Annotated in this window: 19 protein-coding genes; 9 read left to right on the top strand and 10 right to left on the bottom strand. The window is 51.2% G+C overall.

Going from position 1 to position 21,418, the window contains the following annotated elements; all coding sequences use genetic code 11:
* Positions 1-338: 338 nt before the first annotated feature.
* From purN to CFLAV_RS11350, 4 genes are all read left to right on the top strand, one after another.
* A complete protein-coding gene (gene purN, locus CFLAV_RS11365; RefSeq protein ID WP_007414867.1) occupies positions 339-1,031 on the top strand; it encodes a phosphoribosylglycinamide formyltransferase in 693 nt (230 codons plus the stop codon).
* A gap of 120 nt (positions 1,032-1,151) precedes the next feature.
* Entirely contained in the window at positions 1,152-2,033 is an 882-nt protein-coding gene (gene hisG, locus CFLAV_RS11360) for an ATP phosphoribosyltransferase (protein WP_007414866.1), read from the top strand.
* A 203-nt stretch (positions 2,034-2,236) separates the two neighbouring features.
* Complete coding sequence (locus CFLAV_RS11355; protein ID WP_007414865.1) at positions 2,237-3,949, top strand: tetratricopeptide repeat protein; 1,713 nt, start codon at positions 2,237-2,239, stop codon at positions 3,947-3,949.
* 26 nt (positions 3,950-3,975) lie between these two features.
* Positions 3,976-4,362, top strand: coding sequence for a DUF2203 domain-containing protein (locus CFLAV_RS11350; RefSeq protein WP_007414864.1), 387 nt, complete (start codon positions 3,976-3,978; stop codon positions 4,360-4,362).
* Here the strand turns inward: CFLAV_RS11350 and CFLAV_RS11345 are convergent.
* A complete protein-coding gene (locus CFLAV_RS11345) occupies positions 4,356-5,219 on the bottom strand; it encodes a hypothetical protein (RefSeq protein ID WP_007414863.1) in 864 nt (287 codons plus the stop codon). The genes CFLAV_RS11350 and CFLAV_RS11345 overlap by 7 nt on opposite strands.
* 50 nt (positions 5,220-5,269) lie before the next feature.
* Here CFLAV_RS11345 and CFLAV_RS11340 point away from each other — a divergent pair, with 50 nt between their 5' ends.
* Positions 5,270-6,538, top strand: coding sequence for a class I adenylate-forming enzyme family protein (locus CFLAV_RS11340; RefSeq protein WP_007414862.1), 1,269 nt, complete (start codon positions 5,270-5,272; stop codon positions 6,536-6,538).
* A gap of 22 nt (positions 6,539-6,560) precedes the next feature.
* Here the strand turns inward: CFLAV_RS11340 and CFLAV_RS11335 are convergent, their stop codons facing one another.
* The 4 genes from CFLAV_RS11335 to CFLAV_RS11320 form a co-directional block, all read right to left on the bottom strand.
* The gene (locus tag CFLAV_RS11335; protein WP_007414861.1) at positions 6,561-7,016 is read right to left on the bottom strand and encodes a 3-hydroxyacyl-ACP dehydratase FabZ family protein; all 456 of its coding nucleotides are present in this window, start codon (positions 7,014-7,016) and stop codon (positions 6,561-6,563) included.
* A 21-nt stretch (positions 7,017-7,037) separates the two neighbouring features.
* Positions 7,038-7,601, bottom strand: coding sequence for a LolA family protein (locus CFLAV_RS32190; protein ID WP_160164557.1), 564 nt, complete (start codon positions 7,599-7,601; stop codon positions 7,038-7,040).
* A gap of 202 nt (positions 7,602-7,803) precedes the next feature.
* Complete coding sequence (locus CFLAV_RS11325; protein WP_007414859.1) at positions 7,804-11,166, bottom strand: LpxL/LpxP family acyltransferase; 3,363 nt, start codon at positions 11,164-11,166, stop codon at positions 7,804-7,806.
* Positions 11,163-11,696, bottom strand: coding sequence for a hypothetical protein (locus CFLAV_RS11320; protein WP_007414858.1), 534 nt, complete (start codon positions 11,694-11,696; stop codon positions 11,163-11,165). Before CFLAV_RS11320 ends, CFLAV_RS11325 begins: the two co-directional genes overlap by 4 nt.
* Positions 11,697-11,848: 152 nt before the next feature.
* Between CFLAV_RS11320 and CFLAV_RS11315 the strand changes: the two genes are divergently transcribed.
* The 4 genes from CFLAV_RS11315 to CFLAV_RS11300 are packed head-to-tail and all read left to right on the top strand — an operon-like array spanning position 11,849 to position 16,708.
* Positions 11,849-12,814 carry an ABC transporter ATP-binding protein gene (locus CFLAV_RS11315; RefSeq protein WP_007414857.1) on the top strand — a complete coding sequence of 322 codons (966 nt, stop codon included), beginning with the start codon at positions 11,849-11,851 and terminating at the stop codon, positions 12,812-12,814.
* The gene (locus CFLAV_RS11310) at positions 12,811-13,560 is read left to right on the top strand and encodes an ABC transporter permease (protein ID WP_007414856.1); all 750 of its coding nucleotides are present in this window, start codon (positions 12,811-12,813) and stop codon (positions 13,558-13,560) included. Before CFLAV_RS11315 ends, CFLAV_RS11310 begins: the two co-directional genes overlap by 4 nt.
* Before the next feature lie 21 nt (positions 13,561-13,581).
* Positions 13,582-15,444: a GldG family protein gene (locus CFLAV_RS11305; RefSeq protein WP_007414855.1), complete on the top strand. Its 1,863-nt coding sequence runs from the start codon at positions 13,582-13,584 to the stop codon at positions 15,442-15,444.
* Between the two features lie 49 nt (positions 15,445-15,493).
* Entirely contained in the window at positions 15,494-16,708 is a 1,215-nt protein-coding gene (locus CFLAV_RS11300; protein WP_007414854.1) for a DUF4340 domain-containing protein, read from the top strand.
* 59 nt (positions 16,709-16,767) lie between these two features.
* On the opposite strand, the gene CFLAV_RS11295 is transcribed toward CFLAV_RS11300, so the two are convergent.
* From CFLAV_RS11295 to CFLAV_RS11275, 5 genes are read right to left on the bottom strand one after another with little or no spacing between them, the layout of a single operon-like run.
* The gene (locus tag CFLAV_RS11295; RefSeq protein ID WP_007414853.1) at positions 16,768-18,024 is read right to left on the bottom strand and encodes an NAD(P)/FAD-dependent oxidoreductase; all 1,257 of its coding nucleotides are present in this window, start codon (positions 18,022-18,024) and stop codon (positions 16,768-16,770) included.
* 13 nt (positions 18,025-18,037) lie between these two features.
* Positions 18,038-18,316 carry an acyl carrier protein gene (locus tag CFLAV_RS11290; protein ID WP_007414852.1) on the bottom strand — a complete coding sequence of 93 codons (279 nt, stop codon included), beginning with the start codon at positions 18,314-18,316 and terminating at the stop codon, positions 18,038-18,040.
* A gap of 8 nt (positions 18,317-18,324) precedes the next feature.
* The gene (locus tag CFLAV_RS11285) at positions 18,325-19,056 is read right to left on the bottom strand and encodes an SDR family oxidoreductase (RefSeq protein ID WP_007414851.1); all 732 of its coding nucleotides are present in this window, start codon (positions 19,054-19,056) and stop codon (positions 18,325-18,327) included.
* Between the two features lie 14 nt (positions 19,057-19,070).
* Positions 19,071-20,105 carry a beta-ketoacyl synthase N-terminal-like domain-containing protein gene (locus tag CFLAV_RS11280; protein ID WP_007414850.1) on the bottom strand — a complete coding sequence of 345 codons (1,035 nt, stop codon included), beginning with the start codon at positions 20,103-20,105 and terminating at the stop codon, positions 19,071-19,073.
* Positions 20,102-21,343, bottom strand: coding sequence for a beta-ketoacyl-[acyl-carrier-protein] synthase family protein (locus tag CFLAV_RS11275; RefSeq protein WP_007414849.1), 1,242 nt, complete (start codon positions 21,341-21,343; stop codon positions 20,102-20,104). The genes CFLAV_RS11280 and CFLAV_RS11275 overlap by 4 nt, the downstream gene beginning before the upstream one ends.
* Positions 21,344-21,418: the final 75 nt, after the last annotated feature.

Here is a 21,418-nt window from a genome sequence, read left to right as displayed (position 1 = left end):
CGTCGAAGAGAAGGAGTCGCGCGGTGCCTTGAATTTCCAAGGCGGGCGTGGCGGGCTCTTTGTGGTTTTCGGGAGTCGTTAGAAATAGAATTTCAGAATGGAAGGTCTAACGCCAGATAACGGTACATAACGGTAAATAACGCCAGATAACGGTTAAAAATTTTTTCGAGGATGTAACGGTGAAAATCGGAGCAATCAGCGGTGGTGCTTTTGGTCGGCGTAGGAAATTACGAGCATTTTTATTCGAATGCCGGGTTTCGATTTTTGAATGAAACAAAGTCGATATCGGAAGGTATCGGAAGGCTTGGAAAATTTGAATAGCGAATTTCGAGTTTCGAATGCGAGAGAAGCAAAAGCTTGCGGGAATGTGGTTTCTAACTTATGAGGGGCGGGTGAGTGGTGAACGAAAATATCGGTTGGGCGTGCTGGGGTCGGGCAAGGGCTCGAACTTTGTGGCGATTGCGGAGGCGTGCCAGGCGGGGAGGATTCCCGTGGAGGTGGCGCTGGTGATTAGTGATGTGGAGAATGCGGGGATACTGGAACATGCGCGGTCGCGAGGGATTGCGGCGCGGTTCATCAAGCCGGGACAGTTCCGGACAAAACTCGATGAAGAGGCGGAGCGGACGTACATCGATGCGTTGAAGGGGGCGGAGGTGGACCTGGTGGTGTTGGCGGGGTTCATGAGGATTTTGAAGGGGGAGTTTTTGCGGACGTTTGAGCACAGGGTAATTAATATTCATCCGTCGTTGTTGCCATCGTTTCCGGGATTGGAGGCGTGGAAGCAGGCATTGGATTACGGAGTGAAGGTGACGGGTTGCACGGTGCATTTCGTGGATCAAGGGGTGGATACGGGTCCGATATTGGCGCAACAGACGGTACCGGTTTTGACAGGGGATTCGGCGGGGAGTTTGCACGCCAGAATCCAGGAGGCGGAGCGGGTTTTATATCCTTCAACCATAGGAGCTTTGGCGCGGGGAGAGGTGTTTGTGCAGGGGCGGCAGACGGTTTGGCGGAAGTCAACCGGTGATTAATGATAAAAAAGTGTGGCTTTAGTGCCATTTTAATGGCAAATGATAGCGGTCTTGCGACTTCTGGATTGAGTTAACACCCATTCCCGCACGTGAAATGAAGCGCTTTTTGTCGGTTTGAGCATGAAGAATAAGACGAAATTACGGTTTGGATTGCCGAAAGGCAGTCTGCAAGAGGCAACCATCGAGAAGATGGCAAAGGCCGGATTTAACATCCAGGTCAGCAGCCGCTCGTATGTGCCGTACGTGGATGATGAGGAGTTGGAGATTCGGTTGATTCGTGCGCAGGAGATCAGCCGTTACGTGGAGCATGGGTATCTGGACTGCGGCATCACGGGTTACGATTGGATTCAGGAAAATAACTCGAAGGTGCATGAGGTGGGAGAATTTTTGTTCAGCAAGGCGACGCGTCAACCGGCGCGTTGGGTGCTGGCCGTGCCGGAAAATTCACCGGTACAATCGGCGAAAGATTTGCAAGGCAAGCGGATTGCCACTGAGGTGGTTGGTCTGACGAAGCGATATTTGAAGAAGCACGGCGTGAAGGCCGAGGTGGAGTTTTCCTGGGGCGCGACAGAATTCAAAGCGCATGAGTTGGTGGACGCGATTGTGGAATTGACGGAGACTGGATCGTCACTGCGGGCGAATAAATTGCGCATCGTGGATACATTACTTTCATCGACGCCGCGGTTGATTGCCAATCACGTCACCTGGAAAGATAAATGGAAGCGGCATAAGATTGAAACGATGGCGCTATTGCTGAAAGGCGCCTTGGAAGCCGAGGCCAAGGTGGGGTTGAAGATGAATATTGCAGAAAAGAATTTGGCAAATTTATTGCAAAGTTTGCCTGCTCTGCGTAATCCAACGATATCCAACCTGAGTTTGAAGGGTTGGGTGGCGGTGGAAACGATCATCGATGAGCATGTGGTTCGGGAATTGATTCCGCAATTGAAAGCGGCGGGTGCTGAAGGAATTATTGAATATCCGCTTAACAAAGTAGTATATTAAATCCGCAAACAAAATTATATGGGCTCACTGAAAAAACGTCGTAAGGCAAAGATTAATAAACATAAGCGCCGCAAGCAGCTTCGCGCCAATCGCCATAAGAAGCGCACCTGGCAGAAGTAGTTGCTCCGCTGGCGAATGTTGTTCGTCTGTATCCACGCAATCCGAGCGGGTTGCGTGGATATTATTCAGGGGTATTCTACCGAATGCTGCATCGCTTTTACCATGGGCTGACAGTCTTGCTGGCTGCGACGAGCATGCTGGTGGTTGGGTGCGCGTCGTCGTCGTCGGATAAGCAAGGCGACGTCAAGAGTGCCCAGGTCAAGACCAAGGCAACAGCGAAGGCTGCGCCCACGACCCCGACCGTTTCGGAAGAAAAGGTAGCCGAAGCGCATGCTCATTATGCGCAGGGAGTCGTCTTTGACATGCAGGACGAGCCCGAGTTGGCTCTGGAGGAATATACCAAGTCTGCGCTCCAGGATCCGGCCAATGACGAATTGGTGCTGGAAATTTCGCGACGTTACCTGCAGCTAAAGCAGACGGATAAAGCACTTGAGATTTTGACCAATGCGGTGGCGGCACCCAATGCCTCGGGTGCTGTGTATGCGCGATTGGGGATGGTCTATTCCAGGCTCGGCCAGGATGATCTGGCGCTTCAATCGAGCGAGAAGGCAATTCAGAAATCTCCGACGTTGCTCACTGGTTACCAGAATTTATTTCTCATTCATCTTCAAAAAAACCATTCGGCGGAGGCATTCAAAGTTCTGGACAAGGCTGCCAAACAGCCGGAAACCAGTGCGGAATTTCTAATTAATCTCGCAGAATTGTTTGCAACCCTTGAGCGTCAGGTTCCTTCACTTCAGACCAACACGCATAAGGCTGCGCTCGGGGTTCTCAACAGAGCAGCGAAGCTTAAGCCTTCGAGTTTGGTGCTGCGCATCAAACTCGCAGATGGTTTTAACGTTCTCGGCGATAGAACGAATGCCCTTCATTTCTATCAGGAGCTTCTGAATCAAGTCAGCAGTCGGCCCGCAGTGCAAGACGATATCCGTGCCAAAATGGCGGATATTTATCTGAAGAACAAGGAGCCGCAGAAGGCATCGGAGCAGCTCAAGGAAATTGTGAAGGACGATCCGGCAAATTCCCAGGCGTATTATTATCTGGGCAGCCTTGCTTACGATGATAAAAAGCTTCCTGAAGCGGAGGATTTCTTTCACAAAGTGCTTTTGTTGAATGAGGAGATGGAGCAGGCTTATTACGATTTGGCAGGAGTCCAAATTAACCTTGAAAAGCCGAAGGAAGCCCTTTCGACATTGGAGCATGCACGCAAGAAATTTAAACCAAGTTTTGTTTTGGAATTTTTTAGCGGACTGGCGTTCTCCAAGGAAAAGGATTTTACGAACGCCTTGCAACATTTGACCTCAGCCGAAGTGATTGCGAAGGCTGAGGAGCCGAAGCGGTTGAATGCCTTGTTCTACTTTGAGGTTGGCTCGGTCTATGAACGGGCATCAAATTTTGAAGAGGCTGAGAAATATTTTGAGAAGTGTCTTTCGCAGTCACCGAATTTCACGGAAGCGCTCAACTATCTTGGCTATATGTGGGCGGAGCACGGCATCAAGCTGGAGAAGGCACGTGATTTGATTGAAAAAGCGGTGAAGCTGGAGCCGAAGAATCCAGCTTACCTGGATAGTTTTGCATGGGTGCTTTACAAGTTGAATCAACCGAAGGAAGCCCTGGCACGAATTGAAGAAGCAATAAAGCTTACTCCGGAGCCCGATGCCACCCTGTATGATCATTTGGGTGACATCTATGCCGCGTTGAAACAGGATGACAAGGCGCGGACCGCCTGGCGGAGGTCGCTGGAAGTGGAGCAAAACGAGGAAGTGCGGAAAAAATTGTGGCGAGACAAACCTCAATAATGCAATTGCTGAACAGTTGAAGGGCCATGTCACACCAATTCCAAAAGCATTACACTCGCGACGAGGCGCGAGCCCTGCTGCCGCAATTGCGTCAGTGGCTTGAGCAACTGAACGAGACACGCGCTGAAGTGGAAAAGGTGGATCGTCGGATTCATGGGTTAATGACCAGCGGAAATGACATGGGCGGGGAACTGGTCAATCGCTCCGTAAAACTACTTGGCGAAATAAGGGCGCTGTTCCAGGAGTTTCAAAATCGGGAAATTTTCATCAAGGATCTGGACCGTGGATTGATTGATTTTCCGGCTTTGATTGGTGGCAGGGAAGTGTTTCTGTGTTGGGAAAAGGACGAGGATGACATTGAATTTTGGCACGATATTGATTCGGGCTTTGCCGGACGTGAACCAATTCAGTAAGCCCAACCTCGATAGACTTCGTAGATATCCACTCGACCGCCACGCCAATAATCGTTTCCGGGAAATGAAAAGGTTTTGGTTTTACGGTCGTAGGTTAGAGTGACGGGTTTGAAAGGATTATTGGGATCGTAAGCGTCAAAACGGATATCCTGCTCTGTTTCATGTGCTCCAAAGAGGAGCACAGAATGATTGATGGATAATTGCGGAAACCGAACCACGTGGACCACTGGTGGAATGTTTGCCTTAAGATCAATCACAAGCTGTGAGGCCATTTGCTCCTGATGATGACGACTGAAGGGAAGTATCATGCGCCAGTGTCCGCGTTGAAGATAACTTTGCCACGCGCTTCCACATTCGGCTTTGAGGATATCAGCATGAGCTGCGCTGAAACTTCTGAGATCCGCATAGCCGGGTATAGTAATCTTTTCCGTATCCGGAGGAACATGACGCGGGCTGAGGGAAACGATGCGTTTGACAAGGTTTTGGTAGGTGGCGGCGTCGGCTACAGGCTGGTTCGTGTCAAATTTTGCATTCTGAAAGAATTGTTTGGAAGACCTGGATACGACGAAACAGTGATGGGAATAATCTGGTTTTGGTTCGTGCGGCCTGCTGACCCATTTACCGCTGTTATCAAAATAGTAATCCCAGACCAACTGATTGGGATAGGCAAAGGTGTCCGTTTGAAAATTAAAAGGTCGGTCCGATGTGGCTCGAACCTGATTGGAGGTTGTGCATCCGGAGATTATGGAAACAAATGCAATCAGGAAAAAGCCCGCCGGACTGCACTGAAGCATCCGCCACAGCACGAGGTGGACGGGCTGGACTTTCGAGTTTGAACTCAGAGCCTGATTCTGCATAAAATATTAAATCGCTCCTAAACTAACTGTGGGATCTGAAACTGACAACAATGCTTTACGAACGCTGGTGCCAGATAGCAAAAGAATATCGTAATGAAATCGCCCTGCACGATGTGGCAAGGGGTGAGCGGTGGACTTTTGGTCAGTTGCTGGCTGATTCGGAAAATATTTCAATTTCGGATCTGGTGGCATTTCCGCAAGGGCACAATTTCATTTCAACGCTTTTGGCTGGCTGGCGTTTGGGCAAGGCAACCTGTCCTTTGGAGGTTGAGCAGAACCCGCCCAATTTGGTTGGTCTGCCTAAGTGTGATCATTTAAAGATTACGTCAGCCACGACAGGACAACCCCGACTCATAACTTTTACTGGGGAACAACTCGCGGCTGACGTCGATAATATCGTCGCGACGATGGGCTTGCGCCGCGATTGGCCAAATCTTGGCACCATTTCACTGGCGCATTCCTACGGATTTTCCAATCTCGTTCTTCCACTTTTGTTACATGGTATTCCTCTCATCTTGGTGGATGCACCTTTACCGGAGACTTTGCGAATTGCTTCCGGCATGGCTGAGTCGATCACCCTTGCTGCTGTCCCGGCGTTGTGGCGCACCTGGCATGGCGCCAATGCCATTCCGAAAAATGTTCGGTTGGCCATTTCTGCCGGCGCCCCCTTGTCATTGAGTTTGGAGGAGGCGGTGTACGAGGGGCAGGGAATAAAGATTCACAACTTTTACGGGTCGAGTGAATGCGGTGGCATTGCATACGATTCTTCCGATGTCCCAAGACAGGATGTGACGTGTGCGGGCGCACCGATGAGAAATGTCTCACTGTCGGTGGGCCAGGATTATTGCCTTGAGGTGCGGAGCAACGCGACTGGCCTGACTTACTGGCCGGAGGCTACTGCAAGGTTAGTGCCAGGATATTTTCACACGAGCGATCTCGCAGAGATTTCCGATGGTCTGGTTTACATCCGCGGGAGGGCAGGGGATCAGATCAATGTTGCCGGAAGAAAGGTATCACCGGAAAGCATTGAAAGAGTTTTGTTGTCTCATCCTTCGATTGACGAATGCCTGGTCTTTGGGGTCGAAAGCAAGGACGAGGAAAGAAAGGAGATAATCGTAGCCTGCCTGGTTGGAAAGGAACAACTCCAAGAGCAGTCACTGAAACATTTCCTCCTGCAAAGACTTCCCGCGTGGCAAATTCCGCGCGATTGGATTTTTGTGAAATCTATGGAAGCGAATCAGCGGGGGAAACTTTCGCGTGCTGAATGGAGGAAGAAGTATCTCGCTTTAAGAAAAAGCGATTCAGTGCCTCATCCCTGATTCGATTAGTTCGCGTGCTGCATCAAGACTCCATGGAACCTTCAATTGGCATCTCTCCGCTCAATGTAATTTCTGCCTGCATTACCACGAGCTTGTTTACCAATGCCATCGTGCGCGCCTGGACAAGATTGCCCAACCTGCCTGTGATATAAGCCTCAAGCTGAATCACCTCACCAGGGCGGGCACTTCCAAGTATCTTGACGGCACGCATTGCGGTCAGTTTAAGACCAGACATGGGGGGAATGTCCGGATCAGTCTGTGCCACCGTGCCAGCCAGTTGAGCTGATGCTTCCACCAGCAGCACCCCGGGGAAAAGAGGACTGCCGGGAAAATGGCCTTTCAGGAAATACTCATTACCCCGCACGGTATATTCACCAACACCAGCCTTGCCTGGTTCCAAACGCAATAAATTATCGAGAAAACGAAACTCTGGACCGTGTGGCAATGCCTCCAATGCTTTTGCTGCGAGATCAATCATGCTCTGAATCCCTGGTTGTAATCATTTCTTTAATGGTTCAGTAATCTTGTAATCACTGCCGAGCTGAGGGTTGAAGAATGAATCGTCAATTTTGGGATTTAACGTCTCATTCGTAAAAATGTTTTTCATGGTTGATCCATCGCTGAATTCAAGCTCCGTGGAACGCAGTGAAAATGTATTGGTTTCGAAAGCAATCCTGATTTCCGGCATGAAACGTCTGGCTGCTGTGGACTTCGGCTGCAGAACGATTTCATGCACACCATTTCTGGTGGTTTGAGAGAGAAGATTGAATCGGCTTTCCAACTCCGTTCGGCTGCGAGGAAAGCCTGCATCCAGAAGCGCCAGGGTATCCTTCCATTGGCCCGCCTGACTACCACTGAGTGGGAACCGCTCGGCTCGTTTTAAAAGAGGGTAGATGACCATCAATTGGTCAGCTTCGCGGACGGCTATCGTTTTGGGTGGCTTTCCCAATTCCCAGCGAAACCGGTTGGGGGCGGCAAACCAGACATGACCAGTGGCGGTCAAGGGTTGTGTCAAGGATTTGAGGGTTCGAACTTGAGTGAAATCGGCAGACCAGGTCTGCATGTTTGTCTGAGCGTTCAGCCAGCCGGTCACCAGAGCATCCGATTCAGTTCCTTGAGCTCCTGCATGGCGACCTAGAAGGCAAAGGGCTGCATAAAGCAAAAAGATTATAAAACGGAACGAAATGGCTTTTTGGCTTAACTTTAATCCAGGTAAACGGGTCCGTGGTTTAAATGGAATCTTTTCAGGCGCGAATAACATACATTTAATGTGAATCATCAGGGTTCGACCGAGCAGGCCAAATGGGAACGAAATGGTACCATTGGTTAAGGTGCTCCAAGATTGGCTTCTCGAAAGCATACATAATCTCCTGGGCGAGCTGTTGGCGTGCTTCCCGCTTGCGCAATGCTCCCCGGTCATATGGAATAGCAGGCAAAATGTGTGCTGCATAACCCTTGCTGGTGAGCGGCAGGTAAACTGGTAAAAGCACACATCCAGATGCGCGCGCCAATTCGGATGCCGCAATGGAAGCAGCAAACGGCCGATCAAACAATTCTACAGTAATCTGGCTCGTCGGAGGCGGGCGGTCAATGAGGAGTGCAACGGTCGCCCCTGCTTCCAATCGACGAATGATTTCAACAAAGGCAAATGGATCTTCGCCAATGACCAGAGTCTCTATGTCCCAACGGGCGCGCGAAGCCTGGCGCATCTCGGTAAATCCGCTTCCAGGCTCTGCCAGGGTAATCACTTGTAGATTTACACCTCGTTTAGTCAACAGCGGACCGCCAAACTCCCAATTTCCCAAGTGCGGAGTAACCAGCAGAATTCCGCGCTTTTCCGACTGAGCCTTTGTAAAATGTTCCCAACCTGCAAATTCACCAAAGAGGTTATCCACCGGCAGACCGCTTTCGAAACGCCACAGGTCGGCAACTTTGAGCGCAAAATTATGCAGGAGCTCATGGGCTTTTTTGTGGGCAAGTTTCCGGTCGCCATTGACTGCTGGCAGAAGGTTTTCAATGACGATTTCACGGCGATGACCGGCGAAGTTCCAATAGATTTCAGCCAGTAAGTGACTTAGTTTTGCACAAACACTTCTGGGCAAACTGCGCACAAGAACGAGGCCGAGTTTCCACAACACTGAACAATAAAGCGACGATGGGCCAGCCGCTCGTGAAGCAGTCGAATTGGATGAGAGTTTATTATTTTTAAAGACCAGAGCCCGCCACCAGATGGGAAGGAGGAAAACGGAAACGAGCATGTTGCCTGCTATGCCAATGGCACAAACTTGACCAAGGCTGGCCATGCCGGCGTTGGTGGAGAAGGAAAGCGAACCGAATCCCGCAACAGCGGTGCCTCCACAGAGCAGGAGCGCGCGACCGACGGAATGGTAAGCTCCAGCCATGTTGCCGTTGTGGCGACGGAGGGCGAGTTGCATGAAGATGCTGTAATCAACGCCCGAGCCGAGCATCAGAGGCAGAGCCATGAGATTCAAAAGATTCCACGACCAACCGGCTATGTGCATCACTGCCAGGAGGCAGAGACCGCTGAGGGTGAGAACAGCAATGCTGAGCAGAATTTCCGTGGGACGCTTGAACGCCAGAAAGAGTGATAGCAGTACCAGTGCAATCATGGGGAGAATAACTTTCCACATGTTTTGTTGCACGCGTTTGAGAATGGCGGACCCGAGCAGATCCCAACCTGACAGGATGAAGCCTTTGGCAGACAGCTGCTGCGATAAATCCTCCAAGGCAGCCGTTGAAGGAGCGTTGGTTTTAGGAAAAATAAACCCGACTGCGAGAAGTTCTCCATGATTGCGAGCTGCCACCTTATCCAAGATCCATTGGCTCATTTCGTTGGTGGGCCAGAATACGCCCTGTTGGTCCAATGCGGCATGCCAAGTGTCGAGGATATGGTCCGTCATGATCGTGGAATTCGTGCTGAATCCTTCAGCGACAGCGGCTTGTTTAAGAGCTGTTCGTTGGGAAAGAATTTGAGCGACTGCCTCGCGATTCGCAGATTGGTTTTCCGGACGCGGCCAGAGCATCGTTGGAAGCGTGAAACTGCCAATGGTCTGATTCGAAATCGCTTGTTCGAGGATCGGTTGGGCGACATCAAACCGACGCGCAATTTCTGAAGTATTCGTGCTGCGGGTTATAAGCCAAAGTGGTTCACGATTTTGGGCGAGGTTTGCCTTGATCTCATCCAGGGCGGTGTAGGAAGGACTGTGTTGTGGGCGCAGAGCGTTGGCAGTGTTATCAAGTTTTGGAATTCCGAGACTTAAGATTATAACGCATGACAAAACAAGGATAGCGGTGAAACCGAAACTCAAATTTCTTTTTAGTGGAGTAAGAGGTTCCGGAATGTCGTGACGAGCACTGGCGGCTTTCGTCAGTGAACTGGAGGCGGTTTGTTCCTGCCGCTTCTTGATGCGATCGCGGAAGAGGGGGGGCAGGAAGGCAAAAAGCATTACCAAAGCAGAGAGCATCACGCCTATTGCGACGAGAGAGCCGAGTTGAGCGAGGCCCGGCAGTCCGCCAAAGTTCAAGACCAGGAAGGCGCTAATGGTGGTGACGGCAGCCCAGAAAATGCTGGGTCCAATCGCACGACGAATTTCAGGAATGATGGCGTTTGGCGAAGCCAGTGCTTCCTGATAATGGACGACGCCATAATCGACGGCCAGGCCCAGTAGAATTCCGGCAAAGCCAAGGCTGACAACATTGATGGAGCCGAACAAAAGCCCGCCAAATGCAAGCGTGCAGGCCAGTATGACTCCCAGTAGAACAAGCAGCCACAGCATGGGTACCCAGCGTCGATGGAAGATCCAAAATAAAATGGCGATGATGGCGGAGGTGATGCCAACGGAACTGGTCATGTCATGTTCCATTCCGCTGGAGATTTCAGCGTTAAATGCGGGACCGCCCGTGAAACCAATTTTAACTTCCTGAGCTAATTCACCGCGCTTCTGCAGTGATGCAACAATGTCCTTCACGCCGTTCAGCCATGAGATACAGGCGCGGTAACTGGAAAGATCAGGTTTGGCTTTAACGAAGAGAATGCGAAAGGTGCCGTCCTGGGAGGTAAACAAGCTCTGGCCCTCGCCGAAGGATGCTGCAGCACCACCACTGACGCCGTCCGGCAGTTTCATCAGGTTGTACGGATCGTATCCGCGACGGGCCAGATCCATTGGGGAGAGAGAAGTGGCGAGCTGCTCCTTGGCATCATTCAAAGTCGCCTGGATGTTCGTTCCACTCAGGCGGTTTGTAAGTTCACCAAAAACATCGGGAGGCTGGTTGAGCCAGAGATAGCCAATAAGCTCGGCTGCTTGAGCCGGACGTTCCAACCAGACCGGTTGCCAGATGACGGACTCAACCAAATTGGTTTCAGAACGGAGCGCCTGTGCGAGAGTGCGAGCGCTGGATTCAGTTTTCGCAGCATCGGCGGATTTGATGGTGACGATCAGCTCACGTGAATCGGTGAAGTTTTTCTGATACAGGCGGAGACCTTGAACCACTGGGAGATCGCCCGGCAAAAGATTGAGGACATCGACGTCAAATTTGAGCCGGAAAGCTCCGGCGATTACCAACGCGCTGAAGATTAATAAAATCCAGAACCAAACCCTGCGCGTCATGGATTTAAGTATCCCTCCAGAGATTCACCCGTGAAATGCTCCTCCAAGTGCCAAGTGCCGGACTCTTTCTTTGTGAAATGCCAGAACTTGGGTGGCTTCGCGCCAGCAAGATCGCGTGGCAGGTGCAACCAGACAATTTTCGAAGGGGGATGTCCCGGTGCGGAAAACGTTTGGTTATTGGGAACGAAATGGATCTTCCATGAATTGCTCGTGGTCTGGCCGACAACGATGGGGAGAGGTGTCTTGGTAAACTGAATGAAACTGCGTCCATCCAGGTTGGTTGCAACCAACAGATCCCCAGCGATTTCCGGAGCAGTCAGCTTTGGACGCCATACCGCCTGACCTTGAAGAACAGTCCAACCGGGCTCGGAAAGATTCGCGGGAGGCATGTTCTTTACTGTATTGCAGGCAGTCAAACCCGCGACCAGCAACAGGAAGAAAGTGGTCCAAGCCAGGCGATAAACGGAAAGTCGTCTGGCTGTTGAACTTCCCCGAAATCCAAGACGCCAATTTAAGTTTTTTTTGAACATCTTTTTTCTATATTGTCAAAACTGCCGGAACATGATTCAGGACTGTAGAACACAAAATGAATAATAACAATGGTTTGTGAAAAACTGTTTACAATTGAACCCGAAGAGGTTATGTCCAGAGTTCATCCTGGAAACTAAATGGAGAACGACTAATGATTAAGGTTCAAAACCTGGCCAAGACATTTGGCGCTAAAAGAGCTGTAGACGGCGTTTCGTTTTCCGTGGAACGAGGCGAAGTCCTCGGGTTCCTCGGGCCCAACGGCGCCGGTAAATCCACCTCCATGCGCATGATCACGGGCTTCATTCCGCCAACAGCCGGAACAATTCATGTGGGTGGGTTCGACATGGTCGAGAACCCGATTCCTGCCAAGCGGCTCATCGGTTATCTGCCGGAAAATGCGCCCGCTTATACCGATATGACGGTGTATGGCTTCCTGAACTTTGCCGCAGAAATTCGCGGATTGCGAGGGGATGCCAAAAAGAAGGCTGTTTATCGCGTGGTGGAAATGTGCTTTCTGGAAAATGTGTTGCATCAGAGTGTCGACACGCTTTCCAAAGGTTATCGGCATCGCACCTGTTTTGCACAATCGATCATTCATGATCCGGAAGTGCTGATCCTGGACGAGCCGACCGACGGCCTGGACCCAAATCAAAAACACGAGGTGCGCACGCTGATTCGCAGGATGGGTGAGAAGAAAGCGATTATTTTTTCCACACATATCCTGGAAGAGGTGGATGCGGTTTGTTCGCGGGCCATGATCATTGATCGTGGCAAAGTGGTTGCCAACGGGACGCCGCAGGAGCTTCGACAGAAATCGGAATTTGCCGGGGCGGTGACCTTGCGCGTGAGTGGCGTTGCAGCCAATTCACTCACTCAAAAACTTTCACAATTGCCCATCGTGAAGCGGGCGGTCGTTGTCAAGGAAGGGGCTGCCAGCGTCACCGTGCGAGTATTCCCGAAAACGGCGGGAATCAATGGCGCCTTGGCTGAAGGCATCACTGACACGCTACAAGGTTGGAAGATTGAAGAATTGCATACCGAAGAAGGACGATTGGACGATGTGTTTAGAAATATCACCATGCCCGACACTGCAAAAGAGAAGGAGGCAACGAAATGAGTGCCTTCGGTAATATCAAAACCGTAGCCAAGCGCGAGTTGGTTGCTTACTTTGCCTCCCCGGTCGCTTATGTGGTGATCGTGATATTCCTCCTCCTGAACGGATTTTTCACGTTCATGCTCGGTGGCTTCTTCGAACGCGGTGAAGCTTCCCTGGTTTCTTTCTTCACCTGGCATCCGTGGCTATATCTGTTCCTGGTGCCGGCGGTTGGAATGCGCTTGTGGTCAGAGGAAAGACGGCAGGGGACCATGGAACTGCTCTTGACCATGCCGATTACTCCGTGGCAGGCCATCGTCGGAAAATTCCTGGCTTCGTGGTTGTTCCTCGGGATTGCGTTGGCGTTGACATTCCCCATTGCAATGACAGTGAACTATCTTGGAAGTCCGGATAACGGAGTCATCTTTGCCAGCTATGTGGGAAGCTTTCTGATGGCCGGCGCCTATCTGGCAATCACCAGCATGACTTCGGCGATGACCCGCAATCAGGTCGTCAGTTTCATCATCTCGGTGGTGATTTGCTTCCTGTTGATTCTGGTGGGGTATCCTCCGGTAACGAACTTTTTATATCGGGTCATGAACTTCGGTCCGGGCGTGGTTGAAACTGTCGCCTCGTTCAGTTTCATGACGCACTTCGATGGATTCCAAAAGGGCATTCTGGATTCCCGAGACCTGATCTTCTTCTTGTCCGTGATGTTGTTCTCCTTGTTTACCACTGGAGTGATCATCCGTGAGCATCGGGCTGGTTAAACAAACTATTTTCCTACTACGATGAAAAAGAAAGCATTTGAGACATTTATTTATTCAGTGGTCGGCGTGCTGGTATTACTTGCGGTGTTGATCGCATTCAATGCGGTTACCGGCACGGTCAAGAAACGCGTCGATTTAACGAAGGAGAAGGCTTACACGCTCTCCTCGGGAACCAAGGCGATTTTATCCAAACTGGATACGCCGGTGAAGGTTCGTTTTTACTACTCACAATCACACGGAGGCGACTCGGTGCCGATGGGGTTAAAGACTTATGCCCAAAATGTGGAAGACCTGCTTTCCGAGTACAAGCAGATCGCAAAGGGAAAACTCATAATCGAGAAATTCGACCCACAACCGGATTCCGATGCCGAGGATTCAGCACGGCTGGATGGTGTGGAAGGTCAGATGCTGCCGGACGGAGAAAAGTTCTATTTAGGTCTCTCGGTCAGCATGTTAGATGCTAAAGAGGCGCTTCCATTCCTTACACCGGAACGTGAACGGCTGTTGGAATATGATTTGTCCCGCGCCATTTCGCGGGTGGTCACACCGGAAAAGCCAGTCGTTGGGGTGATGAGTCCCTTGCCGGTATTTGGAGCGCCTGCCAATCCAATGATGGCGCGCATGGGACAGCAGCAGCAAGGACAGGATCCCTGGATATTTATCAGCGAGCTGAAGAATGACTATACGGTGAAACAGGTGGAAATGACTGCCGACAAAATCGATGACAATGTTAAAGTCCTCGTAGTCATTCATCCCAAGGATATTTCCGACACAGCGCAATTCGCCATTGATCAGTTTATCATGCGCGGCGGCAAGCTCATCGCCTTCCTGGATGCAACCTCGTTGGTGGACAAGAACGGCTCGAATCCGATGATGCAATTGCCAGGAGGCGGGTCTTCACTGGACAAATTGTTCAAGGCCTGGGGCATTCAATTCGAAAACACGAAAGTAGCCGCGGACCTCAATTACAAGATGCAGTTAATGGGGAGAAATGGTCAGCCGACGGATGCACCCGCATTCCTCTCCATTCCGAAAGAGGGAATCAACGGGGATGATGTCGCGACCAGCGAGATCGACAATGTCTGGCTGCCGTTCTGCGGCGTTTTCAGTGGCACTCCCGTTTCCGGATTGAAGGAAACCATCCTGTTGAAGACCACCAAGGATTCAGCTCTGGTGGATGGGGTGATGGCAAGTCTTTCCGAAGACAGTGTGCTTAAAGACTTCAAACCCTCAGGCACGGAATATGCCCTCGCAATTCGACTCAACGGCAAATTCAAAACGGCTTTTCCAAACGGAAAACCTGAAGATAAGAAGGACGACAAGAAGGAAGATAAAACCGCGCCCGCTCTAAAATCTGCGGATAGTCTTAAGGAAACCAAGGACGAAAACGCCGTGGTTCTTTTTGGTGACGCCGACTTTATTTATGACCAGTTTGCGGTTCGACAAACGCAGACCATTTTCGGACGTTCCCTTGAGGCCATGAATGGCAATCTGAGCATGGCTCAGAACCTCGTCGAAAAGCTCGCCGGGGCCAGCGAACTCATCGACGTTCGCAGTCGGGCGACGATGAGCCGTCCGTTCACCCGTATTCGTGAAATGGATGCACGGGCTCAGAAGGCTTTTCAGAGCAAGATCAAGGGGCTGGAAGACAGCCTTCAGGAGACGCAAACAAAACTGAACGAATTGCAACGTGGCAAGGAAAACAATGGCCAACGCTTCATCATGTCTCCTGAACAACAAGCAGAATTGGATAAATTCAAAAAGAAGCAGGTTGAGGTGAACCGTCAGTTAAAACTCGAGAAAAAGCAGCTGGCTCGCGAAAAAGAGGGACTGCAAAATCGACTTAAATGGAAAACATCCTCGGCATGCCAGTTGTCGTTGTGATGGCAGGTCTTTGTATCGCAGTGGTTAAAAAGAAACGGACATCAGCAAAATGAATCGGAAAACATTTCTTATTCTCATAGTTCTGTTGGTTGTTTTGGGCGCAGCTGGGTTGTTGCTTCGAAATAGTCACCAGCAGGAATCCAATAGCGGTGAGCAGGGCTCCGGCCAAAAGGTGTTGGGCGACAAATTTGAAGTAAACGATGTCGCGCGTCTCGCCATCAAACAGGGAACCAGCGAAGTCAACCTGGTCAAGAAGGATGACCTTTGGCGTGTGAAGGAACGTAACAACTACCACGCGAGCTTTGACGCCATTCGTGAATTTCTGATGAAAGCAAAGGACCTCAAGGTGGTGCAAAAGGAAGAAATTGGTGCGTCACAGTTGCCCCGCCTGGAACTCGCCTCCGGACCTGGTACATCTGGCGTCGTAGTGGACTTTAAGGACAAAGACGATAAAAGCCTTAAGGCACTCACTTTGGGTAAGCAGCATTCCCGCAAGCCACAGCGCGAAACTCAATCACAATTCGGTGATGAAGGGATGGCTGATGGGCGTTATGTCATGGTTTCAACAGATACAAAGAATGCGTTGCTCGTAGCAGATCCATTGAGCAACGTGGAAGCGAAACCGGAGCAGTGGCTCAATAAAGCCTTCTTCAAAATTGAGAAACCAAAGTCCATCGTTGTGGAATTTCAGAACAGCACGAATTCGTGGAAGCTGACCAGGGATTCTGAAGCTGGTGAATGGAAACTGGCAGACGTAAAACCGGGAGAACAGCTTGATTCTGGAAAAGTTGCGGGTGTCTCCAGTCCGTTTGCGTCGCCTTCTTTCAACGATGTTAATGTCAGTTCCAAACCTGAAGAACTTGGATTGGACAAACCAACTGTGGTGACGGTAAATACCTTCGACGACTTCACTTATGCGGTAAAAGTAGGCAAGAAATCGGGTGATGATTATCCTATTGCTTTGACCGTTTCTGCGAACCTGCCTAAGGAACGCACGCCAGCAAAGGATGAAAAGCCTGAAGATAAGGATAAGAATGAGAAGGCTTTTAAGGAAAAGCAGAAACAGCTTGAAGATCGCCTGAAGCAGGAGAAGGCCTTCGAAGGCTGGACTTATCTTTTGCCTGCCTGGAATGTCGATCCGGTGCTCAAGGACCGAAAGGATCTGATGGTGGATAAGAAGGATGAGAAGGCGAAAGACTCTGCCAACTCATCGGATTCCAGTTCGGCTGCCGCATTAGCGCCGCTGGCACCCGAAGTTAAATAAGCACTGTTTGGCCATTAACACTCTTCGGATAGAAAATATCCGTTCGAAGAGTTTTTCTTTTAGGCCCAGGTGATGCGGGGAACCAGAGGGTACTTGGCTTGAAGTCGCACAATGAAGAAGAAGAGGCGCATACGCCATTGCATTTTCCAACCGCCTTCCAGTTCTCCGGCAAGGGCTGCGTTGACCGCGGCTACCAGGTTAAACTTTTCGCGCGGTTCGAAAAATATGTCCATGAACGGTTTGGTGTAAAAATTTTCCACCATTTCCCAGTAGAATCGCATGGAAGAACGGACGCGTTTCTCATAGGCCTTCATCAAACGAGAGCCGTCATGGTGGCCCTCGAGTGATTTGATGACCAGTTGAGCCGCGAGCTTTCCAGAGAACATGGCCAGATAAACACCAGCGGAGAAAATTGGGTCCATGAAACCGGCCGCATCACCAATGCGGATCAATCTCTGGCCGGTAAAACTCTTGTTGGTATAGGAAAAGTCAGTGGTGGTTTGGAAATTTCCAGCCGATTTTGCATCGCTCATCCGTTGAACCATGGGTTGGCTGGATTGAACAATCCGATTGAAGATTTCTGCTGGCGATTGCTTTGCCGCGGCAAACTCCTCCTGATCCATGACACAACCCACGCTGGTCTTTTCCCTGGAAATTGGAATCAGCCAAAACCACTTATTTTCAAGACGAACGATCACGGTATCACCACCTCTTTCACCGGGATCAACTTTGACACCTGTGAAATGGCCAAAAACAGCGACCTTTTTGAGCTTGGGATGAAACTGGCGTTGGCCATCCTGATTGCCCGTGACGTTGCCGCGTCCACTGGCATCGATCAGGAATTTCGCTTTGAAAATTTGTGACTGGCCTGACTGGTCACGAGCATCGATGCTTACCCCACAACAATCGCTACTGTATTTGGCCACGGTCCAGCCTTCACGAATCTCTGCACCTGAACTGCGCGCATGCTTCATCAAGAGATGGTCGAAGGCTGCGCGTTCCACCTGCATGGCCTCCGGTTCACGGGTCATTTTGCCCTGGCGGAAAACGAAGCCAATACTCTTCGAACCATTGCCAATGTGAAATTGAGCGCCGTACTTCTTAACGAAACCGGCGGCTTCCAAGGCGGGTGAAACACCCATTTCGCGAAAAATCTGTTGATTATAGGGTAGGAGCGATTCGCCGATATGAAAGCGGGGGAAATGTTCCTTTTCCAGCACCAGCACGCGTTTACCCGCTTTGGCAAGATAAGTTGCAGCGGCACTGCCTCCAGGGCCGCCACCGATTATCAAAGCGTCGTAAGTCGCTGTTTCCATATCGTCGAGAGAATCAGGCCTGACTTGCTTCTGCTTTCTTCTTCTGAATTGCCTCCGCGATGGTGTTTACGGTATGCAGGATGTCCTTGGCGGCTTCCTTGCTGACGATCTTGACGCCAAAGTTTTTTTCCAGCGCCACCACCAGCTGAAGCGCGTCCACTGAATCCAAGCCGAGGCTTTCAGGTCCGAAAAGGGGCTGATCGTCTTTAATCTCGTCGGCGGTGATCTGAAGCATCAGGTTCTCCACCATCATCGACTTAATCCGTTGTTTAAGGATTGCTAGTTCTTCCATGTGTAAAATTAAAAAATTCCGCCATCTACCTTCAATACAGAGCCTGTGATGTAACTCGCTTCAGGACAAGCCAGAAATCGCACCGCGGCCGCGACTTCCTCAGGGCGACCAAAGCGCCGCATGGGAACCTTCCCCTGGGCAGCTTTGCGTTCGTCATCATTCATAGCACGAATTGCTTCAGTTTCAATATAGCCGGGGCAAATGGCATTTACGGTTATCCCGATGCGAGCGACTTCCTTGGCGAGCGATTGGGTCATGGCAACCACGCCTGCCTTGGCGGCCGCGTAATTACTTTGTCCCGCTGGAGCCAGCAGAGCGCTGAGGGAGGCAATATTTATAATGCGTCCACTTCGTTGAGATATCATCGTATTCATGACTGCTTGGCATCCGTGGAATACGGAGTCGAGGTTGGAGGAAATCACCTTGTGCCACGATTCGGCGGGCAGCGTAGCCAACAGTCCGTCCTCGTGAAAACCGGCATTATTCACGAGCACATCCAGGCGCAAGCTTTCGCTAGTGATTTTAGCGACGGCCTGCTGCCAGGCTGTTGGTTGAGTGACATCGAGTTGAATCTCGCGGCAGCTTCCAGGAAATTCCGCTGCCAACGCTTCAGCGCGATCACGACGACTATACACCCCCAGCCAGACAAAATTGTCCTTTGATTCCTGCAGAAAAGAACGGGCAATGGATTGACCCAGTCCGCCGTTGGCTCCGGTGATTAGTATAACTCTGGCTGTCATGGTTCAGAAGAATATCAGACACCCTTGGTTGCGGTAAAGTGGGCGCCGATGGCTTGTTGATTACAGCCCAACACGCTCACGCTGGCTGCCGGGTAAAGATCCATTCTCAGTGCCTGGATTGCATGGATGCATTGCCAACTGGCTGCCGCCATCAATCCTTCGCCCAAGATACTCTTTGGCGAAACCCGCGCACCGTTCCAACTTTTCCAGGCGGCGATTTCGGGGGCGTCAATTCGAGGAACGCCCTGAAGACCATCGCAAAGGAGATGATCGGGTGAGCAGGGTGGCAGTTGCTCGGCTACGCGCTGAATGGCCTGGTCTCTCCGGTGGTCCCTTGAAAAGAGATGGGAGTCAGTTATGGATCGCAACTCAACCGATGAGTTTCCCGGAACACCTGCTTTCAAATAGATTGCACCAGCGCCGTCGCTAAGAATGATTTTACGAGAAAAATGCCTGAATGCATCGGAAGTTAGCCAATCACATTCTTCCCCGGCCAGCACCAAACATCCGTCCACATTCCCCTGGGCAAGCCATTGAGCGCCCAAAGCCAGGCCCTGAAGAAACGTTCCGGGATCACCGACAATCGAGTAGTTCATCGACTTCGTCCCGAGCAGGGTGGCGATATGACTGGAGGGAGCATTAAAAACCGTCTCGGGAAAAATCAGCGGGCTGGCGGTTGAAGGATCTTTCACCGTCTCGTCAAAGAAGCGTCGAGTGTAGTTAACGCAGCCCGACATGACGCAGAGCACAATACCCAATCGTAACGTGCCGTTCCTGACTAATGCCAGGTCGTCACCCAGAGCTTCCAATGCTGCCGAGACGACATACTGGGTTATTGGGCTGGTGCGTCGCAGCCGTGCATGACCCATGAAGGAGGGTTTGGGATCGGCCGAAACCACTTGCCGAACTGTGAGCGGGTTTGGCCAGCCTGGTCGTGTCAGGGGTTTTACAGGGATTGGTGCAGCGGCATGAATTGCATCGCAAAGTTGCTGAACACTCCATCCTGCAGGCGAAACGGCCCCACAACCGGCAATGTAAATCCTACTCATGACCACCTCCGAAAAATGAGTGTGGCATTGGCACCGCCAAATCCAAATGAGTTGCTCAAAACATATTCCAATCGGGCGGTACCAGGTTCTCGAACTATGGGAAACTTACAGACCGTGTCAGGGATTTGCAGGGTTGAGGTGGGTGGCAACCATTGGCCTTTCAGAGCCATCAGGCAAATTATGGCCTCGACTGCTCCCGCGGCACCCAACAGGTGCCCAATGCCCGACTTCGTTGAGCTCACCGGCAAAGTAGCAGCACGCTCTCCGGCCCAGCGGCGAATCGCATGCGCTTCGGCACCATCATTCAGAGGAGTGCCGGTACCATGAGCATTGACATAATGGATGTTGGAAGGAGATAAGTTCGCCATGTGGCTCGCAGCATTCATCGATGCCAGAGCGGCATTTCCTTCCGGGTGTGGTTGGGTCAGATGATGCACGTCAAGGGCTGAACCGTAACCAACGATTTCGCCCAAAATACTGGCGCCACGATTTTGAGCATGGTCGAGAGTTTCAAGCGTTAAAATGCCCGCCCCTTCACCCAACGCCAGGCCGTCACGATTTGCATCAAAGGGGCGACACTGAGTCGTGGAAAGAGCCTGGAGAGAGTCGAAGCCGGCAAATACAAGTTGGCTGAGAGCATCGAATCCGCCGGTGAGAACCCTTTGACTATGACCTGCGCGCAACAGTTCCCAGGCATGTCCGATGGCGTTCGAACCGGAAGCACACGCGTTGGCAATGATGGTCACCGGACCAGAGAAACCAAAGGCATCGGTGAGGGAGAGCGCCTGGGTTTGCGCTTGATATTGGATTACCCGTGAAGGCTGGCCGCGATGATTCCGAGGAGTGTTAAGCGCCTGACGATAATAGTTTTCGCCCAGGCCCATGCCCCCGCTGGTAGTTCCCAGCACCAAGGGTAAGTCACAGGAAGGTTGCCAGCCCGATTGCCGCCATGCCTCGTGAGCGGCCAGGAGCAGGAGTTTTGTGGCTCGATCCAAACGACTTTCCTGCCGGGAGCTGAGTCCAGTGGCAGGGAGTGATTTAGGCAATTGCACTTCGCCGCCTGATTTGACCCGTTGTCGGGAAACATCAAAAAGAGATATTGCATTCATTGCAACTCGGCCCGTGCGGAAGCCTTCGGCGTTATTATCCCAGCCAAGGCCGAGGGAAGTGACGATACCTGCGCCGGTAATGACGACGCGCGGAGGCGGACCAGATTTTTCAGGTGAGGGGAACAGCACTTAAAGCTCTCAGTTTTTCTTAATTTTGAATGATGCTACCGAACTTACAGGCTTTAAGTCAAAACTTCTCAACGG

It is taken from the genome of Pedosphaera parvula Ellin514 (genome assembly GCF_000172555.1).
Classification (GTDB): Bacteria; Verrucomicrobiota; Verrucomicrobiia; order Limisphaerales; family Pedosphaeraceae; genus Pedosphaera.
The sequence above is the reverse complement of the archived record's forward strand: the minus strand, read 5'-3'. Positions and strand labels throughout refer to the sequence as shown.

Excerpts from the sequence above, each read along its gene's own strand:
- CFLAV_RS11295 (WP_007414853.1), bottom strand. The coding sequence starts at position 18,024 with ATGGAAACAGCGACTTACGACGCTTTGATAATCGGTGGCGGCCCTGGA.
- CFLAV_RS11335 (WP_007414861.1), bottom strand. The coding sequence starts at position 7,016 with ATGATTGATCTCGCAGCAAAAGCATTGGAGGCATTGCCACACGGTCCA.
- CFLAV_RS11340 (WP_007414862.1), top strand. The coding sequence starts at position 5,270 with ATGCTTTACGAACGCTGGTGCCAGATAGCAAAAGAATATCGTAATGAA.
- hisG (WP_007414866.1), top strand. The coding sequence starts at position 1,152 with ATGAAGAATAAGACGAAATTACGGTTTGGATTGCCGAAAGGCAGTCTG.
- CFLAV_RS11305 (WP_007414855.1), top strand. The coding sequence starts at position 13,582 with ATGAAAAAGAAAGCATTTGAGACATTTATTTATTCAGTGGTCGGCGTG.
- CFLAV_RS11320 (WP_007414858.1), bottom strand. The coding sequence starts at position 11,696 with ATGTTCAAAAAAAACTTAAATTGGCGTCTTGGATTTCGGGGAAGTTCA.
- CFLAV_RS11325 (WP_007414859.1), bottom strand. The coding sequence starts at position 11,166 with ATGACGCGCAGGGTTTGGTTCTGGATTTTATTAATCTTCAGCGCGTTG.
- CFLAV_RS11300 (WP_007414854.1), top strand. The coding sequence starts at position 15,494 with ATGAATCGGAAAACATTTCTTATTCTCATAGTTCTGTTGGTTGTTTTG.
- CFLAV_RS11310 (WP_007414856.1), top strand. The coding sequence starts at position 12,811 with ATGAGTGCCTTCGGTAATATCAAAACCGTAGCCAAGCGCGAGTTGGTT.
- CFLAV_RS11290 (WP_007414852.1), bottom strand. The coding sequence starts at position 18,316 with ATGGAAGAACTAGCAATCCTTAAACAACGGATTAAGTCGATGATGGTG.
- CFLAV_RS11285 (WP_007414851.1), bottom strand. The coding sequence starts at position 19,056 with ATGACAGCCAGAGTTATACTAATCACCGGAGCCAACGGCGGACTGGGT.
- purN (WP_007414867.1), top strand. The coding sequence starts at position 339 with ATGCGAGAGAAGCAAAAGCTTGCGGGAATGTGGTTTCTAACTTATGAG.
- CFLAV_RS11350 (WP_007414864.1), top strand. The coding sequence starts at position 3,976 with ATGTCACACCAATTCCAAAAGCATTACACTCGCGACGAGGCGCGAGCC.
- CFLAV_RS32190 (WP_160164557.1), bottom strand. The coding sequence starts at position 7,601 with ATGCAGACCTGGTCTGCCGATTTCACTCAAGTTCGAACCCTCAAATCC.
- CFLAV_RS11355 (WP_007414865.1), top strand. The coding sequence starts at position 2,237 with ATGCTGCATCGCTTTTACCATGGGCTGACAGTCTTGCTGGCTGCGACG.
- CFLAV_RS11280 (WP_007414850.1), bottom strand. The coding sequence starts at position 20,105 with ATGAGTAGGATTTACATTGCCGGTTGTGGGGCCGTTTCGCCTGCAGGA.
- CFLAV_RS11315 (WP_007414857.1), top strand. The coding sequence starts at position 11,849 with ATGATTAAGGTTCAAAACCTGGCCAAGACATTTGGCGCTAAAAGAGCT.
- CFLAV_RS11345 (WP_007414863.1), bottom strand. The coding sequence starts at position 5,219 with ATGCAGAATCAGGCTCTGAGTTCAAACTCGAAAGTCCAGCCCGTCCAC.